General features: G+C 47.9%; 11 protein-coding genes. All 11 read right to left on the bottom strand.

Going from position 1 to position 13,119, the window contains the following annotated elements; translation table 11 throughout:
* Positions 1–31: 31 nt before the first annotated feature.
* A complete protein-coding gene (locus tag CCU_RS10515; RefSeq protein ID WP_015534634.1) occupies positions 32–961 on the bottom strand; it encodes a choline kinase family protein in 930 nt (309 codons plus the stop codon).
* A gap of 16 nt (positions 962–977) precedes the next feature.
* Positions 978–2,672, bottom strand: a complete 1,695-nt coding sequence (locus CCU_RS10510) for an ammonium transporter (RefSeq protein ID WP_015534633.1) — start codon at positions 2,670–2,672, stop codon at positions 978–980.
* A gap of 22 nt (positions 2,673–2,694) precedes the next feature.
* On the bottom strand, positions 2,695–3,678 hold the full coding sequence (locus tag CCU_RS10505; RefSeq protein WP_015534632.1) for an ABC transporter ATP-binding protein: 984 nt from the start codon (positions 3,676–3,678) through the stop codon (positions 2,695–2,697).
* 4 nt (positions 3,679–3,682) lie between these two features.
* Positions 3,683–4,708, bottom strand: coding sequence for an ABC transporter ATP-binding protein (locus CCU_RS10500; RefSeq protein WP_015534631.1), 1,026 nt, complete (start codon positions 4,706–4,708; stop codon positions 3,683–3,685).
* A gap of 12 nt (positions 4,709–4,720) precedes the next feature.
* Positions 4,721–5,578, bottom strand: a complete 858-nt coding sequence (locus CCU_RS10495) for an ABC transporter permease (RefSeq protein WP_015534630.1) — start codon at positions 5,576–5,578, stop codon at positions 4,721–4,723.
* Positions 5,579–5,580: 2 nt separating this feature from the next.
* Positions 5,581–6,510 carry an ABC transporter permease gene (locus CCU_RS10490; protein WP_055145097.1) on the bottom strand — a complete coding sequence of 310 codons (930 nt, stop codon included), beginning with the start codon at positions 6,508–6,510 and terminating at the stop codon, positions 5,581–5,583.
* A gap of 90 nt (positions 6,511–6,600) precedes the next feature.
* A complete protein-coding gene (locus CCU_RS10485) occupies positions 6,601–8,175 on the bottom strand; it encodes an ABC transporter substrate-binding protein (protein ID WP_015534629.1) in 1,575 nt (524 codons plus the stop codon).
* Positions 8,176–8,201: 26 nt separating this feature from the next.
* Positions 8,202–9,551, bottom strand: a complete 1,350-nt coding sequence (locus CCU_RS10480; protein WP_015534628.1) for an aspartate aminotransferase family protein — start codon at positions 9,549–9,551, stop codon at positions 8,202–8,204.
* 336 nt (positions 9,552–9,887) lie between these two features.
* Positions 9,888–11,123, bottom strand: coding sequence for a beta-ketoacyl-ACP synthase II (gene fabF / locus CCU_RS10475; protein WP_022216985.1), 1,236 nt, complete (start codon positions 11,121–11,123; stop codon positions 9,888–9,890).
* 123 nt (positions 11,124–11,246) lie between these two features.
* On the bottom strand, positions 11,247–12,497 hold the full coding sequence (locus CCU_RS10470) for a glycoside hydrolase family 3 protein (RefSeq protein WP_015534626.1): 1,251 nt from the start codon (positions 12,495–12,497) through the stop codon (positions 11,247–11,249).
* 20 nt (positions 12,498–12,517) lie between these two features.
* Positions 12,518–12,853, bottom strand: coding sequence for a cupin domain-containing protein (locus CCU_RS10465; RefSeq protein WP_015534625.1), 336 nt, complete (start codon positions 12,851–12,853; stop codon positions 12,518–12,520).
* Positions 12,854–13,119: the final 266 nt, after the last annotated feature.

Raw genomic sequence — 13,119 nt, 5'->3', positions numbered from 1 at the left:
GAACCGGTTTCATAATACGATCTGCTGATCATCAACTGATACGGGTACTCTTCTCCCTCGCAACGTCGAGCCAGTAATCCAGCCTTGAATCGAGCCAGAAATGCTGCAGTCTCGCCATCTTCTGTCCATACCAGTTCATGTAATCAAACTCCACGTTGGAGCTGGCCGCCTGATACAGTGCCCAATACGCCCACTTGATATCGCAGGCTATCTTGTTCAGCTTCATTCTAGCAAATGCTCTCTCATCAACCTTGCCTCCGCCGTATATCTTCATCATCTCCACGTCCATATCCTCGGTGAAATAGTTCACAGCAGATATCAGCCCCAGATCCACATAAGGATCATTCATGGACGCATACTCATAATCTATGATCTTCAGATCATTTGTCTCCTCGTTGTACATCAGGTTGTTTGTCCAGAAATCATTGTGGCACGGACACAGCTCCTCACTGCCCGCCAGCGCCTTCTCAATAGCAGAGAGCAGATACTCCATCTTGTCATTAAACGGTGATATATAGCCGCCCTTCTTCGCCCTTGCGTTCATATCCCACGCCTGTTCAAATATGCTCTGCTTCAGGTTCAGCGGCTTTGTCTCGAGATGGTGGAAGTCCCTGATCCTCTCGAATATCGACTGGAATATATCTTTGTCATACACATCGCCAAATGTCACCTGGCGGTAGCCGTCAAGCCACTGGAATATCTCAACACCTGTATCCTCGAAATAATAATAGACCCTTGGGCCTGCCTTGCTCTCGTCCGCGATCATATTTGCCTCGTGGCATACTTCACGGTTTATGTAATCCGTGCCGGCTCCCGGTATCTTGAGGAAGAAATGCTCTCCCTCCACATCCACTTTGAAATTCGGATTCGTTATTCCTCCTGAAACGGGCTTGTAACTGATCTCCTTGCCCTTCCAGTCATCGACCCTTGCGATCGCCTCATCAATTGTTGTCCTGCGCATAAAAAAGCCTCCTCTCCTACTTGCTCTCATCAATCAATGCTTCTCTTCCAACCTCTCCGGTTCTAACCTTCACAACATTTTTCACATCGTATACGAATATCTTGCCATCGCCATAGTTGCCGGAGTACAGCACCTTCTCCGCAGTTTCCACAACCCTGGACACAGGTACAGCGCTGACTATGACCTCGACCTTCACCTTAGGAAGCAGGTTCAGATCCGCATCCGAGCTGCGGTAATATTTGTCATTATTTCCCTTCTGTATACCATATCCGGTCACATCCGTGATCGTAACTCCAGTTACATTTATGTCATTCATGGCGTGAAGCAGTGCGTCAAGCTTATTCTTTCTCGCTATGATGACCACCTTGGATATGTTAAGATTCTCCGCATTTTCTGGGCTGTCAAATGCCTTGCCATCGATCTTAGGCACATTCATCATAGGCGCGCTTATTCCGTCTGAGGACAGCACCTCTGTGTAAGTATTTGAAAATCCGTGCTCACTGATATCCAGTCCATCCATCTCATCCTCAGCCGATACACGAAGGCCGATGGTCTTCTGAACGATCTTGAACAGTAGTGCCGAAGCTGCAAATACATACAGGAACACAACTATTCCGCCAAGGATCTGGATTCCGCACTGGTAGCCACCACCGCCGAGCAGCAGGCCCTTTGTCTTTGTGGCGGTTCCGTCTGAGAACAATCCAACCGCTACAGTTCCCCACAGGCCACCGAATCCGTGTGCCGCGATGGCTCCCACAGGATCATCTATCTTTACCACGTTCTCTATGAAATGCATTCCCCCAACTACTATCGCTCCGGCCACGATTCCGACCAACACCGCAAGTGGCGTACTTATAACGTCGGCTCCCGCAGTGATAGAAACCAGGCCTGCCAGAGCGCCGTTGAGTGTCATGGCGATATCTGGCTTCTTCTTCCACGCCCAGCTTATACACATCGCTGTGACTGCTCCCGCCGCAGCGGATAGATTGGTGTTACAGAACACCTTGCCAACTAGCGACACCGTATCTCCTGTCAGTGGCAGAACCGAGCTTCCGTTGAAGCCGAACCAGCCAAACCACAGGATAAATATTCCAAGCACTGACAGCGGCATGCTGTGTCCCGGTATCTTCTTCGACTTTCCGCTTCTTGAATACTTTCCGATACGCGGGCCGAGCATCCACGCTCCTGCAAATGCAGCGGCACCGCCCACCATATGTACAACTGTGGATCCGGCAAGATCATGGAATCCGAGCTGTGCCAGCCAGCCGTCTCCCCATATCCAGTGTCCCGATATAGGATAGATCACCAGACTTATCATCAGACTGTAGATACAATATGCTGCAAATTTAGTTCTCGCCGCCATGGCACCCGACACGATGGTCGCCGCCGTCGCAGCGAATACTGTCTGAAATATCAGGAATGCCCAGAATGGGATCCCGTCAGGAAGCATGCCGCCTCCATATACCGATTCCATTGCCACACCTTTGATCTTGCCCAGTACAGCTCCGTCGCCGCCATACATAATTCCGAATCCTATCAACCAGAACGTCACCGAACCGATACAATAGTCAACCAGATTCTTCATGGCGATATTTCCTGCATTTTTTACCCTCGTCATGCCGGTCTCAAGCATCGCAAAGCCCGCCTGCATGAAGAAAATGAGTACCGTTCCTACCATAATCCATATCGTACTGACTGCACTATATTCCATCACGATTCCTCCTTAATCTCTGTTATATCTGTCCTGCCTTGTGACAGCGAACCGTATGTCCCGGTGATACCTCTGTCTCCTCCGGGCGCTCTTTCATGCAACGTTCATCCGCATATATACAGCGTGTACAGAACGGACATCCCGGCATCGGCTTTGCCGGATCAGGTATATCACCTGGCTTAAGGTCTATGTCAAAGCCCGCATCCTCAAGTCCCTTGCTTATACTCGGAGCCGCCTTGAGCAGAACCTTTGTATATGGGTGCTGCGCATTCTTGTATATCTCGCTGCTCGGTGCACTCTCGACTATCTCTCCGAAATACATGATCTTTATCTGATCCGCGATCTGTCTCACCACAGCCAGATCGTGGGCGATCAGCAGCATGGACAACTTATATTTGTCCTGCAGATCCATCAGCATATTTATGACCTGTGCCTGCAATGACACGTCCAGTGCCGATATAGGCTCATCGGCAAATATGATCTTCGGTGTGACGACCAGACACCGCGCTATGATTATCCTCTGTCTCTGTCCACCGGATAACTGATGCGGGTATCTGTCAAGGAACATCGGTGCCATTCCGACCTGTGAAAGTGTGTCCAGAATGATCTTCTCCCTCTCCTCCTTGTCCTTCACTCCATTCAGGATCAATGGCTCCTCAAGTGATTCACGGATACTCATTCTCGGATGCAGCGATCCCAGAGTGTCCTGAAAGATCATCTGTATCTTTGCCTTCATATCGCTCTTTTCCTGGGGCGTCATATCGTCCACGGATTTTCCTTCAAATACGATACTTCCGTCCGTCTTGTCCTCAATTCCCAGCAGGACTCTCGTCAGCACCGTCTTGCCACAGCCCGACTCTCCGACGATCGCAAGTGTCTTGCCCTTTTCCAGCTCCAGCGAGACATGGTCGACTATGTTCTTCTGTCCGACAACCTTGTTGAACATTCCCTTTTTCACCGGATACTGCTTCAGCAGATTATCGCAAGATAATACTATATCCTTCATATGATCACCCCAATTCTGTATCTTCGTTAATGTCATAATCCAGTGGGAAATGGCAGGCACACATATGTCCCTCTCCAACCGGTTTCAGTGCCGGCACCTCTTTATGACATATATCTTTCGCATATTCACAACGGGAAGCAAATGGACATCCCTCCGGGACATTTGACATATCCGGCGGGAATCCCGGAATGGATTTCAGTCTCTTCGTCTTACGAGCCTCGAGAAGCGGAACAGAACGGATAAGTCCAACCGTATAAGGATGCTTTGGATTTCTGAGCAGATCCTTCTTGGATGCCGACTCCACGCATCTTCCCGCATACATGACAAATATGTCGTCTGAGAACTGGGACACCACGCCAAAGTCGTGGGTGATTATCATGATGGAGATGCCGGTCTGCTTCTGCACCTCACTGAGGGCTTCGATGATCTCCGCCTGAATGGTGATTCCAAGACTTGTTGTAGGCTCGTCCGCTATGAGCAGATCCGGGTACAATATCATTGACATCGCTATGAATATCCTCTGTCTGAAACCCGCTGAGAACTCACACGGGTATTTCTTTATGACCTCCTCGCCGTTGGTTATTCCGACAAGCTTGAGAACTCTCATTATCTCCTGTTTTGCCTTTTCTGAACCCGATGGGGTATGTGCGTTATAGGCCTCGGCAAGCTGTGCTCCAATTGTCATGTAGGGATTGAACGATGTAGTAGGATCCTGGAATATCATGGAGATCTCATTTCCACGGATGCTCTTCATCTCCTTCTCCGGGAGCTTCAGTATATCCTGACCTTTGAACCTGATCTCGCCGCCTGCTATGTAACCCGGAGATTCCACGATCCTCAGTATCGATCTCGCCGTCACGCTCTTGCCGGAACCACTCTCTCCTATTATTCCAAGCACCTTGCCCTTCCGCAGTGAGAAGTTGACTCCCTCAACTGCTTTCACGACTTTGTGCGGACCGGTCTTGAAATAGGTCTTTAAATCCTTTACCTCAAGGATCACATCTGTATCTTTTTCTGTATTATTATCCATACTGTTATCCTCCTATTTGCGAAGCTTTGGATCGAAATGAACCTGAAGATTGTCGCCGATAAAATTCAGTCCGAGAACCATGATGATAAGAACGATGCCGGGGATCATGATATACCATGCATCAGATGCAATATAGCCACGGGCATCGGACATTATGTTTCCAAGGGATATCTTTGGCGGATTTATACCGAGTGACATGTAGCTGAGCAAGCTCTCGTTGATGATCATTCCGGCGATATCAAGCGGTATGAGAGGAAGCATGGCAGGGATCAGATTCTTGCCGATATACTTCGTGGATATCCTCCATGAGCTCGCCCCCATGAGCTTTGCCGCTGCGATATAATCTGTGCTCTTCTGGGGTATTACATTTGACCGCACCGTTCTCGCATAGGCCGGCCACAGTGCCAGACTCAGCACTATGGTTACCGACACCTCATTAGGTGCGAACAGTGTGAGTGCGATCATGGCAAGTACGATAAATGGGAATCCCATCTGTACATCGGTGATTCTCATCAGCACTGAATCCAGAGGTCCCGGACTTGTGAGACCGGATATGATTCCGACTATCAGTCCTATGAGAGCGGCCAGCAGAACGCTGCAGAAACCAATTATGACTGAGGTACGGATTCCATACAAAAGTCTCGAGAACAGATCACGTCCTATGGCATCAGTTCCCAGCCAGTGTGCCGGATCCTGAAATGGTTTCAATAATCTGATGGATGGATTTGCCTTGCCCGGGTCCGACGGCGCGATGAGCGGCGCAAAGATTCCGGCAAGGAGATAGATTCCTACAATAATGATTCCAAGTGTAAATAATTTGTTTTTACCAATCCACTGAAGGACTGATCTAAATTTACTTTTTTTCTTCATAATTACAGTCCTCCCTGTGCTTTTCTCATTCGTGGATCAAGACGGATACTTCCAAGATCAATGGCAATATTCAAAACAATAAAGAATACGGAAAACAGAATGATAATTCCCTGGACCAGGTTGTAGTCTCTTCGAAGGATCGCATTTAACACCGTGTATCCGATTCCCGGGAAGTTAAATACATACTCGACAACAACGATACTTCCTACCAGAAAGCCAAGCTGTGTTCCTAGGGATATCAGTACAGGGATAAGTGAATTCCTGAGTGCGTATTTGAAATATATCGCCACTGTCGATATTCCTCTCGCATATGCAACCTTGACAAATTCCTGATTGTAACTGTCGATCAGTGAGGAACGCACCACCTTGGTGAGCACCGCCGTGAGCGGAAGTGCCAGTGCAACTGTCGGGAGCACGCAGGATGCAGGTCCCGAATAATCCATTGACGGCAGCAGTCCAAGTCTGACTGAGAAAATAATGATCAACACGGAGGATACCCAGTAGTTAGGCATTGACTGGAACAGTACCGCAATACTCGAGATGAGACGATCCTCCCATTTATTTCCATTTAGTCCTGCGATGGTTCCCAGGATCAGGGATAATATGATCGATATGACCACTGAAGATATCAGCAGTATCAATGATAAAGGTGTGGCCTGCTCCATAACATTCAGGACTGTATCGCTCTTGAAATATGACTCTCCAAGATCTCCGTGGAACAGATTCACCATGTACATTTTAAACTGCTCCGGGATGGACTTTTCCAGTCCCATACTGTCTCTGATCGCCTGCTGCTGTTCTACTGTTGCTGTCGGAGCCATGACCTTCGCCGGATCTCCCGGTATCATCCGAAGTATTACAAAGCTGATAAATATAACGCAAAAGGTAACAAAAATGCCCTGTGCAAGTCTTTTTAAAACGGTTCCCAGCACTTTGATTTCCTCCCTTCTTAAAAAGGGCCACATGCTGTATCCTTACACATGCACGTCCCCTTTTTGTGAATCTAATATATTGCTATGCGCTTACTCTTTTGTGACATTTGTGAAGATATAATCTGCACCACTTGTGTACTCAAGACCCTTGACATTTGATCTTACTCCGAAGATAGTCATGGACTTGATGATAGGGATATCAGGCATCTCCTCTGCCAGGGCCGGAAGGTACTCGTCCTGAAGGATCTGCTTTCTCTTATCTGGGTCTGTCTCAGTTGCGAATCTGTCCATGATGTCCTGAAGCTCTGCCGTAGGCTCATAGTGGCTGATTCGACCTGCTGCATACCATGAATTCAGCTTCAGCTCAGGCTCGATACCTGATGGCTGCCATCCACAGTCGATCATGTAGCAAGGAGTTTCTTCATATAACACATCGCCCCATGATGAAGTATCAAGTGGAACGACCTTACAGTTGATACCGACAGCCTGTAAACAAGCTGCAATGTACTCGTAATATTCCTTTGTTTTAGGGTAAAAACCAACGGATGTGTAAATGTTGAGCTCTGGAAGGCCCTCGCCATTCTCATAGCCGGCTTCCTTCAGGCACTCTGCAGCCTTCTCAGGATCGTACTCGCCGACACCACCTACAGCCTTGTAGCCCCATATAGTTGAGGAGATAAAGCTGTCTGCCTTCTCTGCATATCCGCCAAATATATCATTTACGATTCCGTCATAATCGATCGCGTAGGCTATCGCCTTTCTGACAAGCTTCTCATTCATAGGCGGCATCTTGAACTTTGGAATAAGGTGCTTACACTCTGTGGTGAGAAACTTGTCAACCACGATATTGCTGTCTGACTCAAGCACAGACACCGCATCGGAATCAACACGCTCGATGACATCGGCCTCACCTGACTGCAATGCTGACAGACGTGTTGTGGCATCCGCAACGTACTTGTACTCGATCTTCTTTATCTTAGGAAGAGTTCCCCAGTAATCGTCGAACAGCTCATATGTCGCTGTATCGTTCTCAAAGCTTACCATCTTGTATGGGCCGGTTCCGTTGTATCTCTTATCCAGAGTGTTCTCAGGATCTGCAAGATCGTCAGCGGACATTATCGGAGTTGAACAAAGCATGTTGACCAAAGAGCCAAGAGGCTTTCCCGATGCCGGAGTTATGGTAAATGTATAATCGTCTATGACCTTACACTTTAACTCATCTGCCCACCATGAACCGGATACGTTCTGTGAGCTTGAATATGCCTCACATGATGCTGCGGCATCCTCTGCGGTAAAGTCTGAACCGTCGTGGAACTTTACGCCCTCACGGAGCTTGACCGTCAAGACTGTCTGACTGTCGTCATATGACCACTCAGTAGCAAGATTAGGCTGTGGCTCCTGTGTCTTCTCATCCATGACCAGTAGATGTTCCAGAGCTATGGCCTCTGCGTGAAGCATCATCGTGGAAGTGTGCTTCAGAGGGCTGAGTGATGCCTGCCAGTTCTCTGCTCCCAGGATCACCAGTGTGTCCTTGTCCGTCTTGGACTCAGAGCTTGTTGTCACTGCCTGTGTGCTCCCATCTGTACTTCCTCCAGAGCTTCCACATGCAGTCACCGTAAGTGCCAGTGCGGCTGCCAAAAGTATTGAGCAAATCTTCTTTTTCATAATTCTTCCTCCTTTTCGTGTGTTATCTATGACTCAAGCTGATGCAGACATTTATCGAGGGTTGATGCTATCCAGTCGATATCGCACTCCTGGAATGCCATAGGCGGACGAAGCTTTAAGACATTTCCATAAGGGCCTGCAACAGAAGTCAGTACATTGTTGTCTCGCAGAAGTTCGATGGCATCCAGTGCCTTCTGCTGATCCGGAGTCTTCTTGCCGTCATTCTTCGCAAGCTCAAATCCAATGAACAGGCCTGCGCCTCTGACGTCTCCCACAGAATCAGGATGTCTGTCCTTTACCTCCTGCAATGCTTTCAGAAGCTTTGCACCGACCACCTTGCAATGCTCCTGCAGCTTTTCTTCTTTTATGACATTAAGCACAGCCTGTGCGGCTGCGATAGCCACTGGATTTCCTCCAAATGTATTGAAATATGGAAGTTTGTCGCTGAATGCGGCGAGTACCTCATGCTTGGCGGCAAGTCCTGATATCGGGATTCCGTTACCCATAGGCTTTCCTGTTGTCACCATGTCAGGTATGATCCCATGTCTGGCGAATCCCCAGAACGCATCTCCCGTTCTTGCAAATCCCGGCTGCACCTCATCAGCTATGAATACACCGCCATTCTTATGTACCACATCGATGGCCGCCTTCAGGAAACCGACCGGATTCGGATGTACTCCATCTGATGAGAATATAGAATCTGCAAGGAAGCATGAGAACTTATATCCTGCTGCCTCCAGCTCATCGATCTTCTTCTGCATCTCTCCTGAGTACCATGCGGTGAACTCCTCAGGTGTACCGCCATGTCTGTAATAGTCAGGGGTCTCAATGAGTCTTACATTCGGAAGCAGTGGCTGCTCACTTCCAAGGGCTGGTGAACATCCAGATGTCAGAGCACTTGTTCCGTGGTACGCCTCCCTTGAAACTATGATTCCGGTGCCGCCCGTGTATTCCTGTGCCACTCGGAGTGCCAGGTCATTTGCCTCAGAACCGGTACACATGAACATTATCTTGTCTATCTCGTCCGGCATCATCTTCAGCAGATCCTCACTGTAATCAATGATCCTCTCATGCAGATAACGTGTGTGGGTATTTAAAAGCTTCATCTGCTCTGTAACTGCCTCGACCACAGCAGGATGGCAATGACCGATTCCTGCCACATTGTTGTACATGTCCAGATATTTATTCCCCTCTGCATCCCAGAGGTACTGTCCCTGTCCTCTCACAAGGTTGACCGGCTTTCTATAGAAAAGTCTGTATGCACCACCCATCCATTTCTCACGGCGGTTTATCATATCCCTTGTCGTGTTACTGAGCAGTGAACTGTAGTCATCACTGTAGCTGTTAGTGTCCATAATGCTTGATTTAGTAGCCATATTCCACCTCCAAAAGATTTCCCTGTTAAAACAAAAGGGGCACAGAGATGAAACTTTACAGTTCTATCTCCGTGCCCCTTTGCACTCTAAAATCAGATACGCGCTTCTGTTTTGCTTTGTATCATAGCCACGCCATGTGGGATTGTCAACACATTTTGTGGGTTTTTCTGGTTTTCATTTGTTTTTCATGTTTTTTTGTGTTGTTTTGTGGTTTTATTAGTTTGTGTCCCCCAAATATTTATTTTATTAACCTGGGACAGCGCACAAAAAAACATCACCCCTGTGTCTGAAGTGATGTTTTCCTGTTATATGTAATTATCAGTAATCCTGCCTGTATTATGCCTCGAACTTCTTCACAAGTATACTTGCGTTGTGTCCGCCAAATCCCAGTGAGTTGCTGAGCGCATATGTAATATCCTTGTGTACACCTTCGCCCATGGTGTAGTTGAGATCCATCTCACCCTCTGTCTCGCGGAGACCAACTGTTGGATGGATGTATGAATCCTCTATGGACTTCACACATGTTATGAACTCAACTGCTCCGGCAGCTCCAAACAGATGTCCTATCATGGACTTTGTGGAATTGATGTTCACGTTGTATGCGTCATCGCCCATAGCATACTTGATGGCTCTTGTCTCAAAGAGGTCATTGTGATGGGTACTTGTTCCATGTGCGTTGATGTAGTCAACGTCAGCAGGTGTGATTCCGGCCTCCTCCATGGCAAGCTTCATGGCACGTCCTGCACCACTTCCATCCTCCTTAGGGGATGTGATGTGATATGCATCACAGGTTGAACCATATCCGACTACCTCAGCCAGGATCTGGGCACCTCTCGCCTGAGCATGCTCAAGTGACTCAAGTACAACAACTCCTGCGCCCTCTGCTATTACAAATCCACATCTGTCCTTGTCAAATGGTATGGACGCTCTCATAGGATCCTCTGCACTTGAAAGCGCTGTCATTGAGATAAATCCTGATACATTTGTCTCACAGATAGGTGACTCTGCACCACCTGCAACCATGACATCGGCCTCTCCTGCCTGTATATATCTGTAAGCCTCTCCTATAGAGTTTGTTCCTGTGGCACAGGCTGTAACTATGTCAGTACATTTGCCCTCAAGGCCAAACTGTATTGCAACATTGCCCGCAGCCATGTTGGATATCATCATAGGAACCATCATTACACTGACTCTGTTCGCTTTGCCCTCTACAACCTTCTTGTGCTCCTTCTCTATGGTTGCCACACCGCCAAGTCCGTTTCCTATACATGTTCCGATCCTTGTTCTGTCTTCCTTCTCAAGGTCAAGACCTGCATCCTTGATTGCCTCGCCTGTAGCTGCTATGGCATACTGACAAAATGGCTCCATACGTCTTGCCGCCTTTGGATCCATATACTGCTTTGGATCAAAGTTCTTCACCTCAGCAGCAAGCTTGCACTTGTAATCGCTGACATCAAACTTTGTGATCTCTCCGATACCAACTGTATTCTTCTTTATATTATCCCAGAATTCTTCTACACTGTTTCCTATAGGTGTCACAGCACCCATGCCTGTTACAACTACTCTTTTCATCTCATACCTCGTATTTTTCATTCTATCTGCTGACAGTGCATTTTTGCACCCCAGATAAAAATAATTTTACCACAATGTAATATATATAACAAGGTTAAATAGTTTTGATTACTACATAGTTTGCTATTTGAGCAGTCCGCGGCTCTCCTTCAGGGTGAGTATCCTTCGGACGCTCTCGTCTATCCTGTCCTCTGACAGCTCGCCGTCCGCCACTGCCTGTTCTATGGAATTCACCGCCGACGCCATATCCTTCGGCTGCAGTATCATATCCATTCCGGCTTTTACCGACATCACTACCGCATCATCCACACTGTAATTGTCCGCTATGGATTCCATCTCAAATGAATCGGTTATGGCAACTCCTTCAAACTTCAGTTCATCCCTAAGAATACCGGTCGCTATCTTGTATGAGAGAGTGGCTGGAGCCTCGTCTATATCCGGGACGATCAGATGTCCGACCATGACAAATTCTGCCCCCGCCTCTATACCCGACCTGAACGGCTGCATCTCATCCGCCATAATCTCTTCCTTTGTTCTATGCACATAGGCACTGCTATAATGTGAGTCCTCCGCCGTGTCTCCATGCCCCGGGAAATGCTTCAGGGTGCACATGACTCCTCCGTCGTTGAAGCCCTTCACCGCATTTCCAACGAGCTCTGCCGCCTGGGCGTAGTCATCGCTGTATGCGCGCTCGCCGATAACCGTATTGTCTGGGTTCGACCACACGTCCGCCACCGGCGCAAAGTCGAGATTGAAGCCAAGCGCCGACATATCATTTGCTATGGTGTATGCGTTCTCATATGCCGTTTCGTCTCCGTCGTCCTTGTAATAGTACATGGAGCCTATATATGTGGTTCCGACAGTATCCATCAGGCGGTTTACTACGCCGCCCTCCTCGTCGGTCGCCACAAATAATCCTATACTGCTGTACTTCTGGGAGTTGTCGATCATCTCCTTCACCTGATCCTGACTCTCAAGGTTCTTCGCAAAGTACACGATACCGCCAACAGGATAATTCTCCAGAGCCTGTCTGGTCGCATCCCCTGCCACAGTCACGCCGTCCTCTCCCGTGAGCTCCTCAGGAGTCACAAACATCATCTGACAGACCTTTTCATGAAGCGTCATCCCAGCAAGTGTCTCATCCACCAGACTCGGCTTCTCCTCCTCGGTCACCTCCGTCGTTTCCTGGCTATCCGCGGTCTGCTCTTCTGTCGTAGTTCCGCTCTCCGTGACATCAGCAGCTACGCCTGTATTTCCATTGTCATTTTCTACGTGGCCTCCGGCTTTCCCCGCGCTGCCTCTCAGCATGAAGATTCCCCATATTCCGGCTGCCAGACACACCATTACGATCAATACCACAAGTGCTTTTTTCATTGGTTTTCTCCGTGATTCAATTACAACTGGAACACAACCACCAGAAGCATCTTGAACTGCTCCTTGCCGTATACGGCATGTGGATGCTTTGCAGGCATTACTATTGACTCGCCCTCGTGGAGTTCATACTTGACACCGTCTATTGTCACCTCGCCCACACCGTCAAGGCACGTCACGAAATGCATCTCCGTCAGACTCGTGTGTGCTGATCTCCCATCCTTGTCAAATGCAAATAAGGTTATACTCATGCATACATTCTGGGCAAGTGTCTTACTTACGACCTGTCCCTCCTGATATGCCACCTGATCCTTGAGCTTAAGTACCTCTGACTGTGCGATATTCTTCATGATTCCCATGTTCGTTACCTCCTGATATATTCTGATATATTGTTCGCTTATAGTATTATTCCACTTTTTAGTATTCTAGTATGTTGAAAAATCAACGTACTAGAATTGTTGTAATGATTTATTATGACATTTGTACGAATCAAAACAACCTGGCATGCACACATTACTATCAGAGTACATCTGATCAATAACAAATGCCCAAAACATGACAAAAAAAGCCATTTTTCTATTATAAGTATAGTTTTATCTTTTGTAAACCCAATACCATTCAGCTA

Source organism: Coprococcus sp. ART55/1, assembly GCF_000210595.1.
GTDB lineage: Bacteria > Bacillota > Clostridia > Lachnospirales > Lachnospiraceae > Coprococcus > Coprococcus aceti.
The sequence above is the reverse complement of the archived record's forward strand: the minus strand, read 5'-3'. Positions and strand labels throughout refer to the sequence as shown.

What these genes read in the sequence shown, in the direction of transcription:
- CCU_RS10470 (WP_015534626.1), bottom strand. Translation starts at nt 12,497, where the DNA reads ATGAAAAAAGCACTTGTGGTATTGATCGTAATGGTGTGTCTGGCAGCC.
- CCU_RS10465 (WP_015534625.1), bottom strand. Translation starts at nt 12,853, where the DNA reads ATGGGAATCATGAAGAATATCGCACAGTCAGAGGTACTTAAGCTCAAG.
- fabF (WP_022216985.1), bottom strand. Translation starts at nt 11,123, where the DNA reads ATGAAAAGAGTAGTTGTAACAGGCATGGGTGCTGTGACACCTATAGGA.
- CCU_RS10515 (WP_015534634.1), bottom strand. Translation starts at nt 961, where the DNA reads ATGCGCAGGACAACAATTGATGAGGCGATCGCAAGGGTCGATGACTGG.
- CCU_RS10510 (WP_015534633.1), bottom strand. Translation starts at nt 2,672, where the DNA reads ATGGAATATAGTGCAGTCAGTACGATATGGATTATGGTAGGAACGGTA.
- CCU_RS10495 (WP_015534630.1), bottom strand. Translation starts at nt 5,578, where the DNA reads ATGAAGAAAAAAAGTAAATTTAGATCAGTCCTTCAGTGGATTGGTAAA.
- CCU_RS10500 (WP_015534631.1), bottom strand. Translation starts at nt 4,708, where the DNA reads ATGGATAATAATACAGAAAAAGATACAGATGTGATCCTTGAGGTAAAG.
- CCU_RS10480 (WP_015534628.1), bottom strand. Translation starts at nt 9,551, where the DNA reads ATGGCTACTAAATCAAGCATTATGGACACTAACAGCTACAGTGATGAC.
- CCU_RS10505 (WP_015534632.1), bottom strand. Translation starts at nt 3,678, where the DNA reads ATGAAGGATATAGTATTATCTTGCGATAATCTGCTGAAGCAGTATCCG.
- CCU_RS10485 (WP_015534629.1), bottom strand. Translation starts at nt 8,175, where the DNA reads ATGAAAAAGAAGATTTGCTCAATACTTTTGGCAGCCGCACTGGCACTT.